Origin of the sequence: Paracoccus litorisediminis (genome assembly GCF_009711205.1) — a bacterium.
Taxonomy (GTDB): Bacteria; Pseudomonadota; Alphaproteobacteria; order Rhodobacterales; family Rhodobacteraceae; genus Paracoccus; species Paracoccus litorisediminis.
In genome coordinates, this window is the sequence record NZ_WMIG01000008.1 from 77,666 (window position 1) to 101,528 (window position 23,863).

The following is a 23,863-nucleotide window of genomic DNA, read 5'->3' on the forward strand; positions in this document are numbered from 1 at the left end:
ACCGATGACACATGATGCGCTGCTTTCGGCGCAGGGAATCGACAAGTCGTTCTTTGGCGTGAAAGTGCTGGACGGCGTCGACTTCTCCCTGCGTGGCGGAGAGATTCATGCCCTGCTGGGCGAAAATGGGGCGGGCAAGTCCACGCTGGTCAAGATCTTGACCGGGGCCTATCGGCGCGATGCCGGGGCGATGTGGCTGGACGGGCAGGAAGTCGAGCCGCGCTCGGTCGCCGAGGCGCAGGCTTTGGGCATCGGCACGGTCTACCAAGAGGTCAACCTGCTGGACAATCTGACCGTGGCCGAGAACCTGTATCTGGGCCGCCAGCCGCGCCGGATGGGAATGATCGATCGCCGCCGGATGCGCGGGGATGCGGCCACGCTTCTGGCGCGCTATGGTGTCGGGGCCGACCCCGACGAAACCTTGGCCCATTACCCGGTCGCCGTGCGTCAGATCATCGCCATTGCCCGCGCCGTGGACCTGTCCGGCAAGGTGCTGTTTCTGGACGAGCCGACCGCCAGCCTTGACGCGCGCGAGGTGCAGGCCTTGTTCACCGTGCTGCGCCAATTGCGCGCGCAGGGTCTGGGCATCGTCATCATCACCCATTTTCTGGATCAGGTTTACCAGATCGCCGACCGCGTGACGGTCCTGCGCAATGGCCGCATGGTCGGCAGCCGCGCGATTGCCGAATTGCCGCGCCGCGATCTGGTCGCGATGATGCTGGGCCGCGAACTGGCCGAGGCCACCGCCCATCGCGGGTCCGGCGCGACCCAGCCCGACACGCCTGCGGCCTTCCTGTTCGAAGGCTATGGCAAGCGCGGCTCGATCGCGCCCTTCGATCTGGATATCCGCCCGGGTGAGGTCGTGGGCATTGCCGGGCTGCTTGGCTCGGGCCGGACGGAAACTGCGCGGCTGATGTTCGGCATTGACCGCCCGGATAGCGGGCAGGCCGCGGTGGATGGTCAGCCGGTCACGCTGCATTCGCCGCAGGACGCCATCGGGCATGGCTTCGGCATGTGCCCCGAGGAACGCAAGACCGACGGCATCGTCGGCGATCTGTCGGTGCGCCAGAACATCGTGCTGGCCCTGCAGGCCAGCCGCGGCTGGGCACGTCCCATTCCCCGGCGCGAGGCTGATGCCTTGGCCGAACGCTACATCAAGGCGTTGGACATCCGCCCGCCGGACCCGAACCGCCCGATCAAGTTCCTATCCGGCGGCAACCAGCAAAAGGCGATCCTTGCCCGCTGGCTGGCCACCGATCCGCGCCTGCTGATCCTCGACGAGCCGACCCGCGGCATCGACATCGGCGCGCATGCCGAAATCATCAACCTGATCGAGAAACTGCGCGAGGACGGCATGGCGCTGGTGGTGATTTCCTCGGAAATCGAAGAGCTTGTGGCCTTCTCCACCCGCGTCATCGTCCTGTCCGACCGACATCACGTCCGCGAGCTGCGCGGTGCCGAGATTACCGCCGAAGCCATTGTCGAAGCCATGGCCGTGCCCGGAGACGCCGCATGACCAAGCTGAAACAACTTCGCCCGCAGCTTCTGGCGCTGGCCGTGGTGCTGGTGTTGATCGGACTGATTTCACCGGGATTTTTCTCGGTTACGGTGCAGAACGGGCGACTTTACGGCAGCCTGATCGATGTCGGCGTACGGGTCGCACCGGTGGCGCTGCTGGCGATCGGCATGACGCTGGTCATCGCGACCAAGGGGATAGACCTGTCGGTCGGCGCGGTCATGGCAATCACCGGGGCGGTCGCCGCAACGCTGGTGGCTGACGGCCATTCGGTGCCGGTGGTGCTGGCGGTGTCCCTGGCGCTGGGATTGGTCTGCGGCATCTGGAACGGCGTGCTGGTGGCGTTTCTGGATATCCAGCCGATCATCGCCACGCTGATCCTGATGGTGGCCGGACGCGGCATCGCGCAGTTGATCACCGGAGGCGTGATCCTGACCTTCAACGATCCGGCATTCTCCTTCATCGGCTCGGGTGCGGTGCTTGGCATTCCGATGCCGATCCTGATCTGGCTGGCGATGGGGCTGGCGGTCGGATTGCTGGTGCGGCGCTCGGCACTTGGTCTGCTGATCGAGGCCGTGGGAATCAACCGCCGCGCCTCGATGCTGGTGGGGGTCCGGGCGCGCTTCCTGATCCTCGCGACCTACGCGATCTCGGGCCTTTGCGCGGCCATGGCGGGGATGATCGTCACCGCCGATATCCATGGCGCGGATGCGAACAATGCCGGGCTGTGGCTGGAGCTGGATGCCATTCTGGCCGTGGTCATTGGCGGCACCTCGCTGGCGGGCGGACGCTTTTCGATCACTGCCTCGCTGATCGGGGCGCTGATCATTCAGGCCCTGAACACCGGCATCCTGATGTCGGGCTGGCCGCCGGAATTCAACCTGATTGTCAAGGCCGTCGTCATCGTGGCCATCCTGACGCTGCAATCTCCTGCCGTGGCTGACGAACTGTCGGTCCTGCGGGGCATGCTGCGCCGGAAAGGAGCCAAGTCATGATCCGCGCCCGCTATCTGCCTTTTGTCGCTACGGTGCTGATCTTTGTCGTGGCCTATGCGCTTTGCGCGCTGCAGTTCCCGAACATGCTGTCCTTCCGGGTGCTGGGGAACCTGCTGACCGACAATGCCTTTCTGGGGATTGCAGCGGTGGGCATGACATTCGTCATCCTGTCGGGCGGGATCGACCTGTCTATGGGGTCGGTCATCGCCTTCACCTCGGTCTTTGTCGCGGTGCTGGTGCGGGCTGGGGTGCATCCGGCGCTGGCCTTTGCCTTGGCGCTGGCGGTGTCGACCAGCTTCGGCGCGCTGATGGGGTTGACCATCCATGCGCTGAAGATGCCGGCATTCGTCGTCACGTTGGCCGGGATGTTTCTTGCGCGCGGCGCGGCCTTTCTGATCTCGACCGATTCCGTGCCGATCAGCCATGATTTCCTGAAACAACTCAAGGGCATCTACATCCAGCTTCCGGATAAGGGGAAGCTCAGTTTTCTGGCCATCCTGATGCTGCTGGCTTTTGCCGTCGGCGTAATCCTGGCGCATCGCACCCGCTTTGGCGCGAATGTCTATGCGCTTGGCGGGTCCGAGCAATCGGCCGAGTTGATGGGTGTGCCCCTGCGCAAGACCATGATCCAGCTCTACGCGTTCTCGGGCTTCATGGCGGGGCTCGCGGGGTTGGCCTATACGCTTTACACCTCGGCGGGCTATTCGCTGGCGACGGTGGGGGTGGAACTGGACGCCATCGCGGCCGTGGTCGTCGGCGGCACGCTGCTGACCGGCGGCTCGGGGCTGGTTCTGGGCACGCTGTTCGGGGTGCTGATCCAAGGTTTGATCCAGACCTATATCGTCTTTGACGGCACGCTGTCCTCATGGTGGACCAAGATCGTCATTGGGATGCTGCTGTTTGCCTTCATCGTGCTGCAACGCCTGATCCTGCTGGTGTCCGAGCGCCGCGCCGCGATCCGCGCATCCAGCGGGGGTTGATCATGGGTGTCCTGCGTCAGCGCATGTTCGGCAGTCAGCCGCGCTCCAGTCACGCCCGTGTGGTGGAGGAACTGGGTTCGGCCATCGTCACCGGCGAATTCCCGCAAGGCTCGACCCTGCCCGGCGATCCGCAACTGCTGGAGCGTTTCGGCGTGTCGCGCAGCGTGCTGCGCGAGGCGATGAAGACCTTGGCCGCCAAGGGGTTGGTTCGCGCGAAATCTCGGGTCGGGACCAAGGTCAATCCCAGCGAGGGTTGGAATTTCGTCGATTCCGACGTGATCATATGGAAGATGCGGGCGGGCATGGACCCGGAATTCGTCGACCATCTGCGCGACATGCGGCTGGCATTCGAACCCGCCGCCGCCCGTCTGGCAGCGATGAACGCCACCGCCGAGGAAATCGTCAACCTGTTCAGCATCGCCGCGCGCATCGACAATCCCGAGCACAGCCGGGAATCCGTCGCGCAAGAGGATCTGAACTTTCACCTCGCCGTGGCGACCATGTCGCGCAATCCTTTCATGCGGTCGGTCACGACCTTGATCGAGGCGGCTCTGGCCGTGTCCTTCCAGATCTCGTCGCCCGCGCTTAGCCCCGAGGGGATTTCGCGCTGTGCATCGCAGCATCTGCGCATCGCCAGCGCCATTGCCGCCCGCGATCCCGAGGCGGCGGCTGCCGCGATGCGCGAGGTCGTGCTGGAAGGCGCCGATCGTGCGCGCGAGGCGCTGGGGCCGGACGACACGCATTAGGGCTTTCGACCTGCATCGTGCCGCGCTAGGATTCCTGAAAACAATCGGGGGCAGCGATGGGCATTTCACTGAAGAATACGGTCGGATTCGTGGCGCTGGCACTGGTGCTGGCGTCCTGCGGGGGTGGCAGCTATGGCCCCGGCGGGCGGGGTGTCACCCAGCAAAGCCAGGAAATCAAATGGGGCCGCAACCAGAACCCGCCAGCAGCCAAGGTCGCGGGCCTCAACAACTGGATCGAGGGTTTCAAGGGCCGCGCCCGCGCGCAAGGGATCAGCGATGCGACGCTGAACTACGCGTTCCGCGATGTGACCTATAACCCCGAGGTGGTGCGCCGCAGCCAGAACCAGGCCGAATTCAAGAAATCGCTGTGGGAATATCTGGAGAACGCGGTTTCCGAAAAGCGCCAGACCAATGGCCGGGCGGCCTTGGCACAGTATAACGGCGTCCTCAGCCGGGTCGAGGCGACCTATGGCGTCGACAAGGAAGTCGTCACCGCCGTCTGGGGCATGGAGTCGACCTATGGCGAGCGGCGCGGCGACCTGCCGCTGATCGAGTCGCTGGCGACCCTCAGCTATGAGGGCTATCGCGGCGGCTTCTTCCAGAGCCAGCTGATGGCGGCCCTGCGCATCCTGCAGGCTGGCGATATCGATCCGGGCCACATGACCGGAAGCTGGGCGGGCGCGATGGGGCATACCCAGTTCATCCCGACCACCTATCTGTCCTATGCCGCCGATATCACCGGCGATGGGCGGCGCGACATCTGGTCGAACGACCCCAGCGATTCACTGGCGTCGACCGCGAACTATCTGGCGAAATCCGGCTGGCAGCGCGGGTTGCCCGCAGCGGTCGAGGTGACGCTGCCCGCAGGTTTCAACACGGGCCTTGCCGGCAAGGGCAAGCGCCGCTCGGTCGCGGAATGGCAGTCGATGGGCATCCGTCAGGCAACATCGCGCCCGCTGCCCCCGGCCGGAACCTCGACCGAATTGCTGATCCCTGGCGGGCCGTCCGGCGCGGCCTTCCTGATCACCCGCAACTTCCATGCGATCCTGCGCTACAACAATGCCGATAGCTATGCGCTGGCCGTCGCGCTTTTGGCCGACCGGCTCAAGGGCTATCCGGGGCTGGCCAATCCCTGGCCCGCGAACCATCCCGGCATGCGGCTTGAGCAGCGCAAGGAAATGCAGCGTCTGCTGACCGCGCGCGGTTTCGACACGCAGGGGGTCGACGGCAATGTCGGCTCGAACACCACCAACGCGATCCGCGCCTATCAGCAATCGCGCGGTCTGCCGGTCACTGGCGAACCCAGTGCGGCGCTGCTGGACCAGTTGCGGCGCGGCTGAATCTGACCCTTGACGGGCGGGGCAATCCCCGCCCGTTCGCAGGAAATATCTTCTCTGACCGGCACGTTGCCAGCAAAGGCCTCCTCTTTAAGCAGGGGCATTTGGAATGGCTAAAGCCCTTGCTCGCGCGGGATACTTAACCCGTATGGCCGGAACAGCCGGCCCGAGCGAGGGACGAGGGAATTGCTCAATCCAGACCTGATCAGCGCGACAGCGCCGGACGCCGACCTGCCATCCGTCGCGGATGTGGTGGTCTGCTCGTTTCACACGCCCGATGACTATTATGCGAGCGCCGCCACAAGGCTGCGCCAGTCTTTGGATGCACTGGGGATCGCCCATCATATCGTCGAGGTCGATAAGCAGCCGGATGAGGAGTGGCTGGAGATTTGCCGCAAGAAGGTTCCCTTCCTGCAATCCGTCTGCGAGGCCAACCCCGATTCCAAGGTCTTCTGGATCGACGTCGATTGCGACGTCGATTATTTGCCTGATTTCGTAAGGAATTTCTCGGCAGACATCATCGGATTCCAGCGTGGCTTCGGCCATCCGCTGCGCATTGGCTATGCCAATAACTCGCGCTTCTGGGAGCCTTGCTTCTGGGGCATCAACACCACCGCTGCCGCCCGCGGCTTCATCGCCGATGCCAGTGCCGCCAGCGCCACCATGACCATCCGCGCCACGGATGACTATTTCTTTGAGGAAGCCTGGCGCAAGAATGCCGACCGGCTGTCTTTCCAGGTGATCCCGTCGAACATGCTGGTAGGGCGCGCCGACGGGGCTGTCGCCGAGGCGAGGCCGTTTTTCTATTTCGGCTCCAGCGGGAATGTCGCGACCTATAAGGGGATCGCGCAGCAGCACAGCCGCAACAAAACGGGACAGACCGCGTCTGGCGCCCCGCAGGTCCGCTCACTGACCCTGCGGGCCGCGCGCCGCGTGCAAAGCGCCCTGCCACCGCGCCTTGCCGTGCCGCTGCGGCGGTTGTCGGACCGGGCAGGGCTGACCGATTTCCTGTCACCTACGCCGCCCGCCGCCCGCCAGCTTTCCGCGAACAGCATCTATCGCATCATCCATGACGCCCGCGAAGGCGATGCGGATGCCGTGCGCACGCGCATTGCCGATGTCACCAGCCGCCGCCTGATGCGCGGCGCTGACAAGGCGGTGGTGAATGTGGCCGAGGCGTTTCTGGACTATGCCGCCCCGGTTGAGGGCGCGCAGGGGGATGCCCTGCGGCTTTTGTGGTGGGACAAGCCCTATCCGGGGAATTATGGCGACTGGCTGTCGCCGTTGATCATTTCGTCGGTGTCGCGCCGACCGATCATGTTCCAGCGCCATGACGAAATCGCGGCTCCGCCGCATCTGATGTCGCTGGGCTCGATCGGGCGATTTGCGCAGGCCTCGTCCATTCTGGTCGGCACCGGCATCAGCCGTAGCGACGCCGGGATCGATCCGGGCGCGCGTTTCATGTCGCTGCGCGGTCCCTATACTGCCGCGGCGTTGCGCGAGGCGGGCGGTCCATCGGTGGAGCGCTTCGGCGATCCTGCGATCCTGCTGCCGCGTCTGTTCCCGACGCTGCGCCCGGCCTCGACCAATGGCCGCATCGCGCTGGTGCGCCATTTTGCCCATCGCAATGTGGCGCTGCGACTGCCCGAGGGGGTGGACGAATTTTCGGTCCTGCGTTCGGGGCGCGAGGATATCCTGTCGCTGATCCGGGAGCTGCATGGCTATGACGCGGTGCTGACCAGTGCGATGCATGTCCATATCACCTGTCAGGCCTACGGCCTGCCGGTGGGTCTGGTGACATTCGAGGGTTTCGAGGATTCCGTCCATGGCGACGGCATCAAGTATCGTGACTATGCCGCCGGTGTCGACCTGCCTGAACGCATGCCGGTCAGCCTTGGTCATGACCTGCGCCGCCGTGATCTGTCGAATCTGATCGAGCAGGATCGGGTCGGACAGGCGGCGATGGATTCCGTGCACTCAGCGCTGATTGACGCGATCGAGGCACATGATCTTGCGCTGGCCGAACCCCGTCGACGTTTCGCGGTGGCGCGATGAAAGATCTCGACAAGATTCTCGAACTGCCGCGTCAGGTCAAATCGGCCAATCCGCGGATTCCGCCGACCGTCGGGCGTGCGGGTTGGGCAAAACGGCACACGGTTGTCGTGGCCAGCTTCCTGCTGGGGTTTCTGCTGCCCGCCGTCGTGGTGACCGGCTACATGTTCGGGGTGGCCCGCGACCAATACGTGTCCGAAGTGTCCTTCGTCGTGCGCGATGATGAAACCGCGCAGATGGGGCTGCTGGCGGGCTTCGGCCTGACATCGGCCGGGAACGCGACGACCGACGCCAAGATGCTGTACGAATACCTGCGCAGTCCGAATTTCGTGGCGGATGTGGATCGCGATATCGACTTGCGTGCAATGTTCCTGCGCGCCAGCGGCGATCCGATCTTTGCGCTGAAAAGTGATGCCACGCAGGAGGATCTGATCGCCTATTGGCGCAAGATGGTGACGATCAGCGTCGATTCCGCCACCGGCATGATCGGGATCGAGGCACGTGCCTTTGACCCGCGCGATGCGCAGACAATTACCCTTGCGATCCATGACGCCGCAGGGCGGCTGGTCAACAACGTCTCGGATTCGGCACGCGACAATACCGTGCGCTATGCCGAACGCGACCTTGCCAAGACCGTGACCCGTCTGCATGACGCTCGCGTGGCGATGGCGCGGTTTCGCGATAGCAACCGGCTGATGGACCCGCAGGCGGCGGTGAACATCAACTCGACCGTCATTGCCGGACTGTCGCAGGAATTGACCGAGGCGATGGTCGCGCTGGAAACCCTGCGCGCGCATGGCACGGCAGATGTGAAGCTGATTCAGGCTCAGACCCGTGTTGACGTGCTGAACCGCCGGATCGAGGAAGAGCAGCAGCGCTATGTCGGTCAGGACCGCGATGGGGTCAGTTTCAGTACGGTCATTGACGAATACACCAAGCTGGCGCTGGATCTGGAGCTTGCGGAAAAGGCCTATAGCCTTGCCTTGGCCGGGGTCGAGGCGGCGCGTTCGAAGGCCGAGCAGGACACCCGCTATCTGGCCACTTTCGTCGAACCGACACTGCCCCAGACCGCGACGCGCCCGCGCCGCATGATGATTTCGGCTCTGGCAGTGATCTTCATCTTTATCGGCTGGCTCAGCTTTGTGCTGATCGGGTCGAGCAATCGCGACCGCTTCTGATGATCCATCTGGAAAACCTGTCGAAACGCTTCACCGTGAACGGACGCACCACGGTGGTTGCGCGCGACATCAACGTCACCTTCCCCAGCCACGAGGCCATCGGCCTGCTGGGCCATAACGGGGCGGGCAAATCGACGCTGCTGCGAATGATCGCGGGCGTCGTCCGGCCCGATCGCGGCGGCGTGCATACCACCGGCACGGTGTCCTGGCCGGTGGGTTTTTCGGGCAGCTTTCACCCTGACCTGACCGGCGCGCAGAACACGCGCTTCATTGCGCGGGTCTATGACGCGGATGCGGATGGCTTGCTGCGCTTTGTCGAGGGCTTCGCCGATCTGGGCCATCACTTTCATCTGCCGTTTCGCAACTATTCGTCTGGGATGCGGTCGCGGCTGGCCTTTGGTGTCTCGATGGGCATCCATTTCGACACCTATCTGGTCGATGAGGTGACCTCGGTCGGAGACGGCTATTTCCGGGAAAAGAGCAAGGCCTATTTCCGCAACCGACTGCTGAACAGCGGCGCGATCCTCGTGTCGCATTCGATGAGCATGATCCGGTCGATTTGCAGTTCGGCCGCCGTCCTGCACGCTGGGAACCTGACCTATTATACCGATGTCGAGGAAGCGATCCGCGTCCATCAGGACAATATGGGCGGCGCAGTCGATGAGGATGACGATGGCTGAACCCATCCGCTTCCGCCGACACCCGCTTGGTCGCTGGCCGGGACTGCGCACCCTGCGTGCGCTGATCCTGCGCGAGATGGCGACATCTTACGGGCGCTCTCCGGGCGGGTTCCTGTGGACGGTGCTTGAGCCGGTGGGTGGGATTGCGCTGCTGACGGTGATCTTTTCGCTGGCGGTGCGGGTGCCGCCGATGGGGACCAGTTTCGCCCTGTTCTATGCGACCGGCCTGCTGCCCTTCCTGATGTTTCTGGACGTGAGCCGCAAGATCGCGCAGTCGCTGTCCTTTTCCAAACAGCTGCTGTTCTATCCCGGCGTGACCTTTACCGACGCGATCTTTGCCCGTCTGGTACTGGCTTGCGTGGTGCATGCGTTGGTCTTCACCATCGTGTTGTTCGGGATCGTGATTTACGATCAGGTCGATGTCATCCTTGACCTGCCCGCTGTGGTCACGGCCTTTGCGCTGGCCGCCACGCTGGGGTTGGGGACGGGCTGCATGAACTGCTTTCTGATGCGGCGCTTTCCGGTCTGGGCGAATGTCTGGTCGATCGCGACGCGGCCGCTGTTTCTGTTGTCCTGCATCTTCATGCCCTTCGACAGCGTGCCGACCGGCTTTCGCGACGTGCTGTGGTACAATCCGATCATCCATATTGTCGGCATGAACCGTTCGGCTTTCTATCCGACCTATCGGGCCGACTATGTCGATCCGGTCTATGTCCTGCTGATCGCGGCGATCCTGTTCGCCTTGGGGCTGAGCCTGCTGTTCAAATGGCACCGCGATCTGGTGCTGAGATAGCCGATCTCTGCACCCGGTTCGCCGTGGAAAATCAATGCCAAATTGGGGTGAATTTAACACGATAATATCTATCGTGTTTTAAAGGGGCCAGGAATAGACTTGCTGCAAGGCCCGGGAGGACGGGCAAAATAGCGGGGCAAGCAGCATGTCGATCTCACGGATATCGCAGATCTATGAGCATGAGGGCATTCTGGGCTTCTATTCACGGCTGCGCTTCCCAAAGGCGCGTCGCGAAGGGGCGCTGGTCGGGCCGATCACGCAAGAGGTCCAGATTCTGTCCCCGGATGGTCAGCGCGCGGATGTGCTGGCGCAGCTGCTTGATCTGGCCTCGCGCGATGTGGTGCCTGCGGATCAATCGGGCCTGCACACGCGCTTTCATCTGGATCCCGACATCTATTCCGGCCATCGCTACGCACCCAACGATGTCCTGATCCTGACCGACCGGACCAGCTATCACGCCGGGCAGTTGAAAGTCGTGGCCGAGCAATGCCATGCGATCATCGAGACGTCCGAGGCGCGTTTCCGCACGATTTCCGAAATGCAGGTGGCGGGCGGGCGGCTGTTTCTGGCACGGGCCGATGATGAAGGCTTCCGGCAGGGGATCTATCGCTTCCTGCTGTCAAGCGGCGCGATCGATTGGGACACGGCGGATTGGCGGCAGTTGCTGTCCGACACGCGGTCGGATGAGGTGCAGAAATTCTGCCTGAGCCTGCCCGAGACGCTCAGCCGCCGGCAGTCTTTTCTGGCACAGGGCCTGTCCGACTTCCGCATCCTTGACGGCATCAGACTGGAACAGGGTTGGATCGGTGCGGCGCTTGGCTATCGCGCGCTGGCCGAGGCCTGCCTTGCCCGCGGCGTCCAGCAAGCCATTGTCTGCGAGGATGATGTCAGCGTTGCACCGGGTTTCCGTCAACGCCTCGATACGGTCAGGGAATATCTGGGTCGGGTCGAATGGGATGTGTTTTCCGGCCTGTCCAGTCATGTTGGGCCGGACTACCGCGTCACCCGCGTCGAGCACTACAAGGGCGAGACCTTCGTGCATCTGGATCGGACGACCGGCATGGTCTTCAACATCTACAACCGCCGGGCCTTGGCGCATCTGGCGGGCTGGCGGGTGGCTGAACATGGCGCGCAGGGCATTACCATCGACCGCCATCTGGAAGCGATGCCGAACATGCGGGTGGTGACGACGCTGCCCTTCCTTGTCGATCACAGCGACCATCTGGCATCCGCCGCATGGAGTTTTGACAACCGTCGCTACCGCTCGCTGATCTCGGCGAGCCAGCACCGGTTGACCCAGATGCTGGCCGAATTCGACGCAGGACCCTCGCTGGCCGGGTCGGGGCTTACGCCCCCGGCGCCAGCGGGTACGAGATGATCAGCACCAGTCCCTCGGCTCCGATCTGACGGATGCCGACGGTCTCGCCAGTGTAAAGATAGGCGGCCTGACCGGGGCCAAGGCGGCGGGTCTGGCCATCGGCAAAGACCTCGCCCTGACCGCTGAGGACGTAATAGACCTCATCATGCTCGATCGGATGGGCGCCAATCTCGGCTCCGGGATGCAGGATGCGCTTGCGGAACTCCATGCTGCGGTTCGGAACCTGATCGGCAATGCGATAGGCGGTACAGGTACCGATCTTGCCATGCGGGGTCGGCTCCTCGCGCATGACGTCGCGTTCATCGATGATGACCATCGAACTCCTCCTTTAACCTGCTGACGTGATTGGTCGAGCCGGGCGCGAAAGGCAAGCGGATCAGTGCAGACCCGCCATGCGCAGCCCCTCGACATACAGATCCAGATCCTCGGTATGCTTCAGGGGCGGGACCTTGCGCCAATGCTCGATGGTGAAATTGGGATGGACGCGCATCACTTCCTGCGCATGGCTGCGGGCCTGATCCATCTGGCCCAGCATGGCATGGCTGGCGGCCAGCAGGCGATGAGCCTCGCTTTGATCGCGCATCTTCATCAGCGTCTCGACCGTGCGCTGGTAATCGCCCTTGTGGAAATAGGCGTCGCCAAGGAACCAAAGATAGCTGTCGGGGTGATAGGGGTTCAGCCGAATGGCACGTTCCAGCAGATTGACCGCGCGTTCCCCCTGCCGGACATAGGCCAGACAATCGCCCATATAGGCCAGCAGATCCGCGTCATTGGGATTGAGCGACAGCGCATGTTCATAGGCGGCCAGCGCCTCATCATGCTGTTTCTTGTAAAGATGGGCGAGCCCCATTTCCGAGAAACCACGCGAATCCAGCCGGTCGCATTCGACCGCACGTTTGGCCAGTGTCAGCGCCTGATTGAGCGCGCCTTCCGGGTCCTTGGTCCAGTTGTAGCGCCATTCGACGTTGAAGGTGCGCGACATGGCGGCGTAGCTGCGCCCGTAACCGGGGTCCAGCTCGCGGGCCTGCTCGAACAGGCGGCGGGCATGCAGGTTCGAATCCGGCATGAAACGGAAGCCCATATCCTGCCCGCGCAGCACCAGCCCATAGGCGTAAAGCGCTGGATGGGCCTGCTCGGTCAGGCGGCGGCGTTCAACCGCGTCGATATGGATCGCCACGCGCGAGGCGGTCATCGCCGCGACGTCATCCTGAAAATCGAAGATGTCGGCCATGACCCCGTCATAGCGCTCGGACCAGATGGTATTTTCGCTGGCGGCTTCGATCAGGTCGACGGTAATGCGGATACGGTTGTCAGCCCGCCGGAAGCTCGCCGAGAGCAGATAGCGCACGCCCAGCCGCTGGGCGATCTCGCGCAGCGAACCGGCATTGGCGGCGGCCACAAAGGCCGAATGCCGGGCAATCACCATCAGATTGCGGAAGCGGCACAGGCTGGTGATCAGATCGGCGACGATGCCCTGACACAGATACAGATCGTCGGGCGCGCCCGAGATATTCTCCATCGGCAGGACCGCCAGCGAGGCATCGGGCAGGCTGTCGGCCGCAGCGAATTGATGCATGGGCAGGGCGATTTCGGCGGGGCGGGGCATGGGCTGCGGCTGATCGACGGAAAAGATCTCGATCGGGGCCGAGACATTCTTTAGCCGTTTCGTGCCCAGAGACCGCAGCTGCAATTCGGAATTGCCGCGCAGGATCTGATAGACCGCATCGGTGACGCAGATGCCACCCGGCTCGGCAAAGGTTTGGATGCGGGCGGCAAGGTTCACGCTATGGCCGTAAACCCCGTCCCGCCCGGCAAAGATATCCCCGACCGAGATCCCGACCCGGAACTGGATCGGTGCCAGACCTTCGGACCACATCGCCTCTCGCGACAGTTCGCGCTGCATCTCAAGCCCGAAATGCAGTGCCTTCTGGACGCTTTCAAAAACCGCGACCAGCCCGTCGCCGGCGGTGTTCACCACCTCTCCGCCGTAATCGCTGACAAGGTTGCGGATCAGCGTCAGCGAACGGGTCAGCCGGGCGACAGTCCCGGCCTCGTCCAGTTCCAGCAGGCGGGTGTAGCCGTGGACGTCGGCATAAAGCACCGTGAGAAGCCGGGGACCGGCCAACTCAATATGCGGGCTTGTGGTAATGACGTCGTCCTCTCGTAGGGGCGGGGCCGGTTCTCCGGTCTCGTCACCGCCCGGTTGCACCCGGTAGCGCAGCCGTAGCTAAACGCCGCGGGTTGCGATTCTGTCAAGGCCACAGCCTTGCAGTTGTTCAGTTTCATCATGATTTCGTGAGAAAAAATGGGCAATCCCGAAAAGCATAGTGAGCAACGGTGACAGAAGCATATTTGCCCATATACTGCCGGCATGAAGCAATGCCCCCCATTCGTTCTGCGACCCGCATTACCCCAGGAATTTGCATTTGCCGAAGAGATTTACATCAATGCCATGAGACCGCTCATGCTGCAGCTGGACAACTGGGACGAGCCGATGCGCCGTGCCGCGATCCGGCGTTCTTTCAAAGCCGCCGACTCGCGTATCATCGTGCTGGAGGGCCGAGATATCGGCTGGACGCAGGTGACCGAGCGGGACGCCGATTACAACCTGGCCCAGATCCAGATTCTGGATGAATTTTGCGGGCTTGGCATCGGTTCTGCGATCATCCGCGACCTGCTGCGCCACGCCGCGCATGAGGGCAAGACCGTTTCGCTTTCGGCGGTCCGCACCAATCGCGCGATCGAGCTTTACAAGCGTTTGGGCTTTGTCGTGATCGACCCGGACGCCACGCCGATCATCGACATGGTCTGGACGCCGCCGTCCCGGCAATCCTGACTTCCCACGCGCGGGCCGCGCCCCTAACATCGTGCCAATTGGCACGGTGGGGGACGGATGAGCTTGGACGAGTTGGGCAGCGGCTTGGGTCGCGGGGCCAAGGGACATCTGCGTGGCACCCATCGCGGGATCAGCCCGGCTGAAACCGTGGCCCGCGTCACGCCATTGATGGCGCAGATGGGCATTACCCGGATCGCGAATGTCACCGGGCTTGATCGGATCGGCGTGCCGGTGGTCATGGTCTGCCGACCCAATGCCCGCTCGCTGGCGGTGTCGCAGGGCAAGGGCTGTGATCTGGACGCGGCGACCGCCTCGGGGTTGATGGAGGCCGCCGAGCTGTACCACGCCGAGCATATCGAACTACCGCTGAAGCTGGGCAGCATGGCCGAGCTGGCCCATTCCCATGCCTTTGTCGATGTTTCCCGACTGCCACGGATTTCGAACCGGTTTCACCGCGATCTGGTGATGCTCTGGGTCGAGGGGCAGGACTTGATCTCGGGTCAGGGGCGCTGGTTGCCCTTTGAAAGCGTGCGGACGAATTTCACCCTGCCGCCGCCGCCCGGAAGCGGCTGTTTCGATTGCAGCAGCAACGGGCTGGCTTCGGGCAACAGTCAGATCGAGGCGACCTGTCATGCGATCTGCGAGATCGTCGAACGCGACGCGACCTCGCTTTGGCATGCGAAGAGCGAACAGGCGCGGGGTGAAGCCGGGCTGGATCTGACCAGCATTGATGACCCTGCCTGTCGCGAGGTGCTGGCCCAGCTGGAGGCTGCGGATTTCGACGTGCATGTCTGGGAAACCACCACCGATGCCGGGATCGCGTGCTTCTATTGCCTGATCTCGGATCGGCGCGATCCAATGCAGCATCATGGCATCGGCGCGGGCTGCCATCCCACCCGCGCCATCGCGTTGTTGCGCGCCCTGACCGAGGCGGTTCAGGTTCGCACCACCTATATCTCGGGCGCCCGAGACGACCTGATGCCCGAGGAATATTCGGCCCGGGAACGCGCCAATAAAGCCCGGATTGCGGCCCGGATGCGTGCCATGCACCGCCCCTTGCGCCGCTTCGCGGATGCACCCGATCAAGCCACGCCAAGTTTCGATCAGGATCTGAACTGGTTGCTGGCGCGGTTGCAGGCCATCGGCATTACCGAGGCGATTGCCGTCGATCTGGCCAAGCCCGCTTTGGGGCTGGGGGTTGTGCGGGTGGTGATTCCGGGGCTTGAGGGACCGCATGATCACCCGGCCTATCTGCCCGGCCCGCGCGCCCGCCAGATCGCAGGGGTGGCGGGATGAGCGTGATCGTCTTTGCGGGACCCTCGATCAGTGCAGCCGATCGGGCTGCATTTCCCGAATTCCGCTTTCTTCCCCCTGTCCGACAGGGTGAACTTTACGCCGCCGCCCGCAGCGCTCCCAAGGCCATTGGCATTATCGATGGCTATTTCGACGGCGTTCCGGCGGTCTGGCACAAGGAGGTGCTTTGGGCGCTGTCGGAAGGCATCGCGGTCTTTGGCGCGGCCAGTATGGGGGCACTGCGGGCGGCCGAACTGCATCCTTTCGGAATGACCGGGATCGGTCGCATCTTTGAGGATTTCCGGGACGGACGGCTGACCGATGACGACGAGGTCGCCTTGCAGCACGGACCCGCCGAGGCAGGCTATCTGGCCCTGAGTGAGCCGATGGTGAATGTCCGCGCCACACTAACGCGTGCCGTGACAGATGGCGTGCTGGATGCTGACAGCGCCGAAAATCTGGCTCGGATAGCCAAGTCGCAATTCTATCAGCAACGCAACTGGCCCGGCATTCTGGCCAAGGCGGATCTGCCGCCACCACAGGGTGACGCGTTCAGGGCTTGGCTGCGTCAGGGCAAGGTCGATCAGAAGCGCGAAGATGCACGGGCGCTGTTGCAGGCAATGACCGATCACCTGCAACAGGGCGCGCCACGAGCCATCGCGAATTTCGCCTTTGAGCGGACCGAGGCCTGGCTGAACGCGCCTTGGCACGCGCAGCACGGGGGAACTGCCGATCCGGACGACGCCCTGATCCTTGACGAATTGCGGCTTGACGGAGACGCCTATCTGCGGACCCGCCGCGCCGCGTTGCTGCAATCGCTGGCCAGCCAGACCGCGCAGGTCATGGGGCTGGAGCCGCAACCCGACGAGATTGCCGCCTCGGTAGCGTCCTTCAGGCGAGGCCGGGGGCTGTTTCGGCAGCAACAGGTCGAAAACTGGGCCACCGAGAATGGTCTGGAGGGGAGCGAGGTCCGACGGCTGGCAACCGGACATGCAGCCTCGGGGAAACTGGCACGGCATCAGGACGAGGCCCTGCAGGGTGCAATCCTTGACGTGCTGCGTTTGGATGGTCGTTATCCCGTCCTGCGCGACCGGGCACGGGTAAGGGCGGGACTGACCAAGTCCGGCACGCCGCCATTGCCGCTGCTGGTCGCATGGTATTTCGAATCCCGGCTGGGCAGACCGGTTCCCGAGGATATTGACGCCTATGCCCGCGAGTTGGGTTTTTCCGGACAGGCGCGGCTGCTGGACCTTCTTACGGGCGAATTCGCACTGGCGGCGCGCACGGATTAAGGCAATTTGACTGATATTTCGCTGTCCACACAACGAGTTGTCGACAGCCTGATTCCGGTAAGCTAGCCTCTGGCACGGAATGCTCCCGGTGGGTCAGGACATGGCCCGCCGCGTTGTTTGACGGTTTTTCCTATTTTCTGGAGGTTCAAGAATGTCCGAGTCCTTGCTCAATCCCTCCGTTGTCCAGCTTTTCGGTCGTGTGATCGGGGATATTCAGATCAAATCCCCGGAACCGGAAGGGGCGGTTGCCGGCTATCTGGATCAGCAGTTGCACGCTCCGGATGCGAGTTTCGCGCGGATCTACGGTTTCGGCTATGAAGGGCATTATTACATCCTGCCCGGAACCGCGCTTTATCTGGTGCATGGTCCGGGCCAGCCTGCTGCCGAGGCACTGGGAAAATTGCATCTGCACACGGATGATCCGGGCGCGGCAACTGGAACGTCCGCACTGAGTCTGCCGAAAGACCTGGTGCTGTGGACCTATGACAAGGCAGATTTCACCATCCGTCTGGACATGCTGTCGGGCCAGTTCGACCAGCTTCTGGTTTGCCCCTCGGGCCCGGTGGTCGGCATGAGCTTCCACGGCATGAGTGTGCCCGGCATGAGCGCACAAGGGATGAGCGTCGGCGGCATGAGTGTGCCGGGGATGAGCGCGCAGGGCATGAGTGTCGGTGGCATGAGCGTGCCGGGCATGAATGCCCAAGGCATGAGCGTTGGCGGGATGAGCGTGCAGGCCGTCAGCCTGTCGGGGATGAGCGCCCCCGGCATGAGTGCGCGGGGTATGAGCGCACAAGCACGGGGCGACAAGAAGGAAGACGAGGTCTGAATCGGAAGGGGCCGCCCGGTTAGGGCGGCCCCCTTGGGTCAGGCCCGGAGGGAGGAGGAAAGGCCCGGCCGCTTGCGCGGCGGCGTCCGAAGTTGGACCGAGGGATCGGGGCCGCCTTGGCTCAGCGACAGCGGTTCGCGAAGGGCCTGCATGGCCGCCCGCCAATCCCGTGCATCGCTGGCAATCCGGTTCAACGCTTGCTGTCTGCCGGTCGGGCGTGCCGACTTGCGGGCCAGTTTGCGGTATTCGCTTGCCATCACGCTGAACTGGCCGTCCAGCTCACGGAAGACATCCTCAAGCCGGCTGGTCATCACCGATTGCGCGCTGGCTTCGGTGGCAATCAACATGGCCTTGTCGAGTTCGGGCGACATCGCCCCAAGCGAACGGCGCTCATCCGTGAGATTCTCGATGATGCCGCGAATTTCGCCCATGCCATTGCAGAGGAAGTTGATCAGATCGACCCGCTCGGCATCCGAAATCTTTTTGCTGCCATCTTCCGAGGTGACGCGGATCAGGATGTCGCAAAGACGATTGCGGGTCTGCAGGGGCAGGTCACTCGTCCCCTCCATCAGCGCATCCAGCGCCACGGCCAATTCGAATGCCAGCGACTCGATGCGGGCGCAACCGCGCATCATCGGGCCTTCGGTTCCCTCGATGCGGTGCAGCTCGGCTGCCAGCACGCCCCACAGGCGCTGCTCGCTCATCCGGATCATGCCGGTGACGCGCAGCGAGGAACGGGCATGACCGCGCAGGATGATGCCGCAACGGTCAAGCTCGGCTGCGATCGCGCCCAACTCGGCCGACAGATCGGGTTCCGGATCGGCCGCCAGAGCGTCGATGGCCTCGGCGACCGTTTCCGCCTGAATCATCAGGCTGTGAATGCGCGGCACAAGCTGCTGCATGCAGTAGCGCGACATGGCGACCAAATTGCTGTGCAGGTCATTGCCTGCCCGCGCAATCGCGCCTTGCTGCTGAACAGCGGGGCCTTCCTGCGGCGCATGCATTTTCGCACGCGCTTGCAGGTGCAGTGAGGTGATGCCGACCCGGTGCAGGGCCTCTCCGACAGGAGAGAGAGAGGTCGTCGCAGCAGGGACACAAACCAATGAACTCGTCATTTTTCGGGCTCTTCCGGTTATGGAGGTCACGAGGAATTCACAGCCATATACTTGCCTATTGGGGCAGGTCTGGTCTGTGTCCGAGCGCACAAAGCTATTAACATTTCCGTCCGTCTGGCCCAGAAATGTTTTGATATCTAAGGACGTGCAGGAAAACGAAGCATGATCGGCCTCAAGGACCTGGTATGGTTCACCGGACTTTCGCCCTCAGAAGTGGAACGTATCGAATCGCTCGCGACGCGGCGGCTGTACGAGCAAGGCCAGCGCATCATCGAGCGCGGCGATCCGGGCGACACGGTGCTGTTCGTGCTGTCGGGTCAGGTTCTGGCGGTACAATGGACCGAGACCGGGCGTGAAATCGTCTATAGCGATATCGGCCCCGGCAGCGCCTTTGGCGAATTGTCGGTGATTTCGGGCAGCCCGCGGTCGCTGTCGCTTTATGCCCGCACCAACTGCACCTTGCTGGAGATGCCGGGCGGGTTGCTGCTGGACCTGATCGACACCCATCCGCAGGTTCGGCGCGCGATCATGCGCGGGCTGGTCCGCCGTGTTCACGACCTGACCGAGCGGGTGCATGACCTGACTTCGCTGGGGGTTGAGGACCGGCTGCGAGCCTATTTGCTGCGGCTCGCGATCGAGCAGGGCGGGCTGGAGCCGGGGCGGACGCTGACCAATCTGCCGACCCACGCCGAGATCGCCAATATCGTCGGCGCCAATCGCGAGGCGGTCAGCCGCAACTTCGCCACGCTGAACCGCAAGGGGATCATCGAATCCAGCCGCAAGTTCCTGCGCATCCTGCAGCCCGACGCGCTGATGCCCGACGCCCCGCAGTAACGAGGCAGAAACCAAACCGGGGCCAGCACATGGCAGGCCCCGGTGGCAAGCGGTTTACGGGATCAGGCGCGCGATGATCAGGTCGGCAGCCTGTTCCGGGGTGATCTCGGTCGTGTCGATGCGGATTTCCGGCGCTTCCGGCGCTTCATAGGGCGAATCGATCCCGGTGAAGTTCTTCAGCTGGCCAGCGCGCGCCTTGGCATAAAGCCCCTTCACGTCGCGCCCTTCGGCCACCGAAAGCGGCGTGTCGACAAAGACTTCGACGAATTCGCCCGGCTGCATCATGCCGCGCACCATGTCGCGTTCGGACCGGAACGGAGAGATGAAGGCGGTGATTACGATCAGCCCCGCATCGGTCATCAGCTTGGCGACCTCGCCGACGCGGCGGATGTTTTCGATCCGGTCGGCCTCGGTAAAGCCCAGATCCTTGTTCAGCCCGTGACGCACGTTGTCGCCGTCCAGCAGGAAGGTGTGGCGGTTCATCCGCGCCAGCTTCTTCTCGACGATATTGGCGATGGTCGATTTGCCCGAGCCGGACAGACCGGTCAGCCACAGCACGGCGGGCTTCTGGTGTTTCATGCCCGCGTGATGCTCGCGCCCGATATCGGTCGCCTGCCAGTGGATGTTCTGGGCGCGGCGCAGGGCGAAATGGATCATCCCGGCGGCAACGGTATGGTTCGTGATCTTGTCGATCAGAATGAAGCCGCCCAGATCGCGGTTGTCGTCATAGGGCGCGAAGGGGATTTCGCGGTCGGTGGTGATGTTGGCGACGCCGATCGCGTTCAGATCCAGCGTCTTGGTCGCCAGATGTTCCTGCGTGTTGACGTTCACCTCGTATTTCGGGGCGTGGACCGTGGCCGAGACGGTCTGCGTGCCGATCTTCAGCCAATAGGCGCGGCCGGGGACCAACTCGTGCTCATCCATCCAGACAAGGGTGGATTCGAACTGGTCGGCCACTTCCAGCGGCGATTGCGCGGCGACGATGACCTGACCGCGCGAGCAGTCGATCTCATCGGCAAAGGTCAGCGTGACCGATTCACCGGCCACGGCCAGATCGCGGTCGCCGTCAAGGCTGACAACACGCGCGATGGTCGAGGTCTTGCCCGAGGGCAGCACGCGGATCGCATCGCCGGGACGAACGGTGCCGCTGGCGACCAGACCGGCAAAGCCGCGGAAGTCCAGGTTCGGACGGTTCACCCATTGCACCGGCATGCGGAAAGGCTTGGCCTGATCCGCAGTCGTGTCCAGTTCCACCGTTTCCAGATGCGGCAGCAGCGCCGTGCCGTGATACCACGGGGTGTTTTCGCTGGGACCGGTGATATTGTCGCCCTTGAAGCCCGAAATCGGGATCGCGGTGAAAGCATCGATACCGATGCTGCGGGCGAATTCGCCGTATTCCTCGACGATCTTGTCGAAGATCGCCTGATCATAGCCGACCAGATCCATCTTGTTCACCGCCAGCACGACATGGCGGATGCCCAGCAGGTTCACCAGATAGCTGTGGCGGCGGGTCTGGGTCAGCACGCCCTTGCGTGCGTCGATCAGGATCACCGCCACATCGGCGGTCGAGGCGCCGGTGACCATGTTGCGGGTATATTGTTCGTGGCCGGGGGTGTCGGCGACGATGAATTTGCGCTTTTCGGTGGCGAAGAAACGATAGGCGACATCGATGGTGATGCCCTGTTCGCGCTCGGCGGCAAGGCCGTCGACCAGCAGGGCAAAGTCGATTTCCTGCCCTTGGGTACCGACGCGCTTGCTGTCGGCTTCCAGTGCGGCCAATTGGTCTTCGAAGATCATCTTGCTGTCGTAAAGCAGCCGCCCGATCAGGGTGGATTTGCCATCATCGACCGAGCCGCAGGTGATGAAGCGCAGCATGGTCTTGTGCTGGTGCGCCTCAAGATAGGCGTCGATGTTTTCGGCGATCAGGGCGTCGGTCTTGTAGATCGGATCTTGGGTCGTCATGGGGTCACCTGTTTCGGTGGAATGGGCTGGGAGAGGCGGCAAAAGGGCTTAGAAATAGCCTTCCTGCTTCTTCTTCTCCATCGAGGCGGCCTGGTCATGGTCGATCGCGCGGCCCTGACGTTCCGAGGTCGTGGTCAGCAACATTTCCTGAATGACCTCGGGCAGGGTGCGGGCCTCGGACTCAACAGCGCCGGTCAGCGGGTAGCAGCCCAGCGTCCGGAAGCGGACCGAACGCATCTGCGGGGTCTCGCCATCGCGCAGCGGGAAGCGCTCATCATCGACCATCAGGATCAGCCCGTCGCGCTGAACCGTCGGACGCGGGGCCGAGAAATACAGCGGCACGATCTCGATGCCTTCAAGATGGATGTATTGCCAGATGTCCAGCTCGGTCCAGTTCGAGATCGGGAAGACCCGGACGCTTTCGCCCTTGGCCTTGCGGGCATTATACAGCCGCCACAATTCGGGGCGCTGGCTTTTCGGGTCCCAGCGATGATTGGCCGAGCGGAACGAGAAGACCCGTTCCTTGGCGCGGGATTTTTCCTCGTCGCGGCGGGCGCCGCCGAAGGCCACGTCAAAGCCGTATTTGTCCAGCGCCTGTTTCAGGCCCTCGGTCTTCCACATGTCGGTATGCAGCGACCCGTGATCGAAGGGGTTGATGCCGCGGGCGACGGCCTCGGGGTTTTGATAGACCAGCAGCTCCATGCCCGCATCCTTGGCGGCCTTGTCGCGCAGCGCGTACATGTCGCGGAACTTCCACGTCGTGTCGACATGCAGCAGCGGGAAGGGCGGCGGGGCCGGGTAGAAGGCCTTTTTCGCCAAGTGCAGCATCACGGCGCTGTCCTTGCCGACGCTATACAGCATCACCGGGTTTTCGGCCTCGGCGACGACTTCGCGCATGATGTGGATGCTTTCAGCTTCAAGGCGCTGAAGATGGGTCAGGGATTTCTGGTTCATGCGAATTACTCTGTGAAAACCACGTTGACCCGGATGTAGCAAGGCGATTAGCTGAGTTAACCCCCCATATGGGGGTAATGTGCAATTTGGGGGAAATCCGTCATTCCGGCCGAGACCGAAATTCTGCGCGCGCTGGTCGCGACCGCCACCGGTGCGGGTGAGCTGTGGCCGGATTTTCTTGCGCTGCTATCCGGTCGGCTGCGGGCCGATGCCGCGCATTTGCATCTGCAACTGGATGGCGGGCGCAGCCATGTCTGGCAGCACGGCCAGATCGTTCCCCCCGATGCCGCGCTGATGCCACAAATGCGTTTCGACAGGGTCTATTCCCAAAGCGACCTGCCGGGGCTGGAAAACCGCAGGTTGCCGCTAAGGGCGCTGAAATGTGACGCGGGACCAGCGGGTTACGCGGTGCTGGCCGTGCAGCGTGCCGGAAAGGAATTTCGCGCCGTCGACGGATTGCAACTGTCCGATCTGTCCCCGCATCTGGGGCAGGCTCTGTCCGTCTGGCGGGACCTGATGCGGGAACGCGCGCAAGCGACGCTGGATCGTCAGATCGCCTCGGATCTGGGCGGAGGCTGGGTGATCCTTGGACTTGCCGGCAATGTGCAGGACATGGCCCCGCAGGTCGCCATATTGCTGGCGGAATTGCCCGGCGTGACGCTGGGTCCGAATGGCTGGATTGAATTCGCCGACCCCGGCATTGCGCTGGATTTTCGACATGCGGTGACAATGGCACAAGAAGGTCGGGAGCCGCCCGTTCCGGTGACGCTGTCACGCGATCCTTCGGCCGAGATGATCCTGTCCTCGCGCATTTTGGCGGAAGAACAGGTGCTTGTCGGGCTGATCCGCCATCTGCGGCAGGGGCGCAGCCTGTCGGTCGAGCGTGTGGCCGCGCATTTCGACATCAGCCGCAGCGAGGCGCGGCTGGCAATCCTGCTTTGCGACGGTTTGTCGCTGCAGGATGCCGCCGCCGAACTGGGCTGGACGATTGAGACCGCGCGCAGCGGCTCAAAACGGATCTTCGCGCGCATGGGGATCAGCGGCCAACCCGCGATCCTGCGCCGCGTGCTGACCAGCGCGGTCTGGCTGGGCTAAG

General features: G+C 63.2%; 21 protein-coding genes. 16 read left to right on the plus strand and 5 right to left on the minus strand.

The window, feature by feature from the left end:
• Positions 1 to 4: 4 nt before the first annotated feature.
• The 10 genes from GL300_RS14845 (at position 5) to GL300_RS14890 (ending at position 11,655) form a co-directional block, all read left to right on the plus strand.
• Positions 5 to 1,516, plus strand: coding sequence for a sugar ABC transporter ATP-binding protein (locus tag GL300_RS14845; RefSeq protein ID WP_155040438.1), 1,512 nt, complete (start codon positions 5 to 7; stop codon positions 1,514 to 1,516).
• The gene (locus tag GL300_RS14850) at positions 1,513 to 2,511 is read left to right on the plus strand and encodes an ABC transporter permease (RefSeq protein WP_155040439.1); all 999 of its coding nucleotides are present in this window, start codon (positions 1,513 to 1,515) and stop codon (positions 2,509 to 2,511) included. The genes GL300_RS14845 and GL300_RS14850 overlap by 4 nt, the downstream gene beginning before the upstream one ends.
• Positions 2,508 to 3,491 carry a galactofuranose ABC transporter, permease protein YjfF gene (yjfF, locus tag GL300_RS14855; RefSeq protein ID WP_155040440.1) on the plus strand — a complete coding sequence of 328 codons (984 nt, stop codon included), beginning with the start codon at positions 2,508 to 2,510 and terminating at the stop codon, positions 3,489 to 3,491. The genes GL300_RS14850 and yjfF overlap by 4 nt, the downstream gene beginning before the upstream one ends.
• A 2-nt stretch (positions 3,492 to 3,493) precedes the next feature.
• On the plus strand, positions 3,494 to 4,237 hold the full coding sequence (locus GL300_RS14860) for a FadR/GntR family transcriptional regulator (protein WP_155040441.1): 744 nt from the start codon (positions 3,494 to 3,496) through the stop codon (positions 4,235 to 4,237).
• Positions 4,238 to 4,293: 56 nt separating this feature from the next.
• Positions 4,294 to 5,577, plus strand: coding sequence for a lytic murein transglycosylase (locus tag GL300_RS14865; RefSeq protein WP_155040442.1), 1,284 nt, complete (start codon positions 4,294 to 4,296; stop codon positions 5,575 to 5,577).
• 183 nt (positions 5,578 to 5,760) lie between these two features.
• Positions 5,761 to 7,629 carry a glycosyltransferase family protein gene (locus tag GL300_RS14870; protein WP_155040443.1) on the plus strand — a complete coding sequence of 623 codons (1,869 nt, stop codon included), beginning with the start codon at positions 5,761 to 5,763 and terminating at the stop codon, positions 7,627 to 7,629.
• On the plus strand, positions 7,626 to 8,804 hold the full coding sequence (locus tag GL300_RS14875) for a KpsE/RkpR family capsule polysaccharide export protein (protein WP_155040444.1): 1,179 nt from the start codon (positions 7,626 to 7,628) through the stop codon (positions 8,802 to 8,804). The genes GL300_RS14870 and GL300_RS14875 overlap by 4 nt, the downstream gene beginning before the upstream one ends.
• On the plus strand, positions 8,804 to 9,484 hold the full coding sequence (locus tag GL300_RS14880) for an ABC transporter ATP-binding protein (RefSeq protein ID WP_155040445.1): 681 nt from the start codon (positions 8,804 to 8,806) through the stop codon (positions 9,482 to 9,484). The genes GL300_RS14875 and GL300_RS14880 overlap by 1 nt, the downstream gene beginning before the upstream one ends.
• Positions 9,477 to 10,277, plus strand: coding sequence for an ABC transporter permease (locus tag GL300_RS14885; RefSeq protein ID WP_155040446.1), 801 nt, complete (start codon positions 9,477 to 9,479; stop codon positions 10,275 to 10,277). Before GL300_RS14880 ends, GL300_RS14885 begins: the two co-directional genes overlap by 8 nt.
• Before the next feature lie 145 nt (positions 10,278 to 10,422).
• Positions 10,423 to 11,655 (plus strand): glycosyltransferase family 25 protein, encoded by a 1,233-nt coding sequence (locus GL300_RS14890; protein ID WP_155040447.1) that lies wholly within the window; start codon positions 10,423 to 10,425, stop codon positions 11,653 to 11,655.
• Here GL300_RS14890 and GL300_RS14895 read toward each other — a convergent pair.
• Positions 11,624 to 11,971: a cupin domain-containing protein gene (locus GL300_RS14895; protein ID WP_155040448.1), complete on the minus strand. Its 348-nt coding sequence runs from the start codon at positions 11,969 to 11,971 to the stop codon at positions 11,624 to 11,626. The genes GL300_RS14890 and GL300_RS14895 overlap by 32 nt on opposite strands.
• A 60-nt stretch (positions 11,972 to 12,031) precedes the next feature.
• Positions 12,032 to 13,756 (minus strand): tetratricopeptide repeat protein, encoded by a 1,725-nt coding sequence (locus GL300_RS14900; protein ID WP_343043058.1) that lies wholly within the window; start codon positions 13,754 to 13,756, stop codon positions 12,032 to 12,034.
• A gap of 363 nt (positions 13,757 to 14,119) precedes the next feature.
• Between GL300_RS14900 and GL300_RS14905 the strand changes: the two genes are divergently transcribed.
• The 4 genes from GL300_RS14905 to GL300_RS14920 all read left to right on the plus strand — a co-directional run bounded on the left by GL300_RS14905 (position 14,120) and on the right by GL300_RS14920 (position 17,902).
• Positions 14,120 to 14,491, plus strand: coding sequence for a GNAT family N-acetyltransferase (locus tag GL300_RS14905; protein WP_170297681.1), 372 nt, complete (start codon positions 14,120 to 14,122; stop codon positions 14,489 to 14,491).
• Between the two features lie 57 nt (positions 14,492 to 14,548).
• Complete coding sequence (locus GL300_RS14910; protein ID WP_155040451.1) at positions 14,549 to 15,787, plus strand: YcaO-like family protein; 1,239 nt, start codon at positions 14,549 to 14,551, stop codon at positions 15,785 to 15,787.
• Positions 15,784 to 17,076 carry a TfuA-like protein gene (locus tag GL300_RS14915; protein ID WP_155040452.1) on the plus strand — a complete coding sequence of 431 codons (1,293 nt, stop codon included), beginning with the start codon at positions 15,784 to 15,786 and terminating at the stop codon, positions 17,074 to 17,076. Before GL300_RS14910 ends, GL300_RS14915 begins: the two co-directional genes overlap by 4 nt.
• Positions 17,077 to 17,227: 151 nt before the next feature.
• Complete coding sequence (locus GL300_RS14920) at positions 17,228 to 17,902, plus strand: hypothetical protein (protein WP_211595108.1); 675 nt, start codon at positions 17,228 to 17,230, stop codon at positions 17,900 to 17,902.
• Between the two features lie 38 nt (positions 17,903 to 17,940).
• Here the strand turns inward: GL300_RS14920 and GL300_RS14930 are convergent, their stop codons facing one another.
• Positions 17,941 to 19,017: a hypothetical protein gene (locus GL300_RS14930; protein WP_155040453.1), complete on the minus strand. Its 1,077-nt coding sequence runs from the start codon at positions 19,015 to 19,017 to the stop codon at positions 17,941 to 17,943.
• A gap of 162 nt (positions 19,018 to 19,179) precedes the next feature.
• Between GL300_RS14930 and GL300_RS14935 the strand changes: the two genes are divergently transcribed.
• A complete protein-coding gene (locus GL300_RS14935) occupies positions 19,180 to 19,851 on the plus strand; it encodes a Crp/Fnr family transcriptional regulator (protein ID WP_155040454.1) in 672 nt (223 codons plus the stop codon).
• A gap of 54 nt (positions 19,852 to 19,905) precedes the next feature.
• Here the strand turns inward: GL300_RS14935 and cysN are convergent, their stop codons facing one another.
• Complete coding sequence (gene cysN, locus GL300_RS14940; protein ID WP_155040455.1) at positions 19,906 to 21,813, minus strand: sulfate adenylyltransferase subunit CysN; 1,908 nt, start codon at positions 21,811 to 21,813, stop codon at positions 19,906 to 19,908.
• 48 nt (positions 21,814 to 21,861) lie between these two features.
• On the minus strand, positions 21,862 to 22,767 hold the full coding sequence (cysD, locus tag GL300_RS14945; protein WP_155040456.1) for a sulfate adenylyltransferase subunit CysD: 906 nt from the start codon (positions 22,765 to 22,767) through the stop codon (positions 21,862 to 21,864).
• A gap of 219 nt (positions 22,768 to 22,986) precedes the next feature.
• Between cysD and GL300_RS14950 the strand changes: the two genes are divergently transcribed.
• Entirely contained in the window at positions 22,987 to 23,862 is an 876-nt protein-coding gene (locus GL300_RS14950; RefSeq protein WP_155040457.1) for a helix-turn-helix transcriptional regulator, read from the plus strand.
• The last annotated feature ends 1 nt before the right edge of the window (position 23,863 follow it).

Coding starts and splice junctions, on each gene's coding strand:
- GL300_RS14865 (WP_155040442.1), top strand. CDS start 4,294: ATGGGCATTTCACTGAAGAATACGGTCGGATTCGTGGCGCTGGCACTG.
- cysN (WP_155040455.1), bottom strand. CDS start 21,813: ATGACGACCCAAGATCCGATCTACAAGACCGACGCCCTGATCGCCGAA.
- GL300_RS14890 (WP_155040447.1), top strand. CDS start 10,423: ATGTCGATCTCACGGATATCGCAGATCTATGAGCATGAGGGCATTCTG.
- GL300_RS14845 (WP_155040438.1), top strand. CDS start 5: ATGACACATGATGCGCTGCTTTCGGCGCAGGGAATCGACAAGTCGTTC.
- GL300_RS14875 (WP_155040444.1), top strand. CDS start 7,626: ATGAAAGATCTCGACAAGATTCTCGAACTGCCGCGTCAGGTCAAATCG.
- GL300_RS14905 (WP_170297681.1), top strand. CDS start 14,120: ATGCTGCAGCTGGACAACTGGGACGAGCCGATGCGCCGTGCCGCGATC.
- GL300_RS14850 (WP_155040439.1), top strand. CDS start 1,513: ATGACCAAGCTGAAACAACTTCGCCCGCAGCTTCTGGCGCTGGCCGTG.
- GL300_RS14915 (WP_155040452.1), top strand. CDS start 15,784: ATGAGCGTGATCGTCTTTGCGGGACCCTCGATCAGTGCAGCCGATCGG.
- GL300_RS14930 (WP_155040453.1), bottom strand. CDS start 19,017: ATGACGAGTTCATTGGTTTGTGTCCCTGCTGCGACGACCTCTCTCTCT.
- yjfF (WP_155040440.1), top strand. CDS start 2,508: ATGATCCGCGCCCGCTATCTGCCTTTTGTCGCTACGGTGCTGATCTTT.
- GL300_RS14880 (WP_155040445.1), top strand. CDS start 8,804: ATGATCCATCTGGAAAACCTGTCGAAACGCTTCACCGTGAACGGACGC.
- GL300_RS14895 (WP_155040448.1), bottom strand. CDS start 11,971: ATGGTCATCATCGATGAACGCGACGTCATGCGCGAGGAGCCGACCCCG.
- GL300_RS14935 (WP_155040454.1), top strand. CDS start 19,180: ATGATCGGCCTCAAGGACCTGGTATGGTTCACCGGACTTTCGCCCTCA.
- GL300_RS14860 (WP_155040441.1), top strand. CDS start 3,494: ATGGGTGTCCTGCGTCAGCGCATGTTCGGCAGTCAGCCGCGCTCCAGT.
- GL300_RS14910 (WP_155040451.1), top strand. CDS start 14,549: ATGAGCTTGGACGAGTTGGGCAGCGGCTTGGGTCGCGGGGCCAAGGGA.
- GL300_RS14920 (WP_211595108.1), top strand. CDS start 17,228: ATGTCCGAGTCCTTGCTCAATCCCTCCGTTGTCCAGCTTTTCGGTCGT.
- GL300_RS14885 (WP_155040446.1), top strand. CDS start 9,477: ATGGCTGAACCCATCCGCTTCCGCCGACACCCGCTTGGTCGCTGGCCG.
- cysD (WP_155040456.1), bottom strand. CDS start 22,767: ATGAACCAGAAATCCCTGACCCATCTTCAGCGCCTTGAAGCTGAAAGC.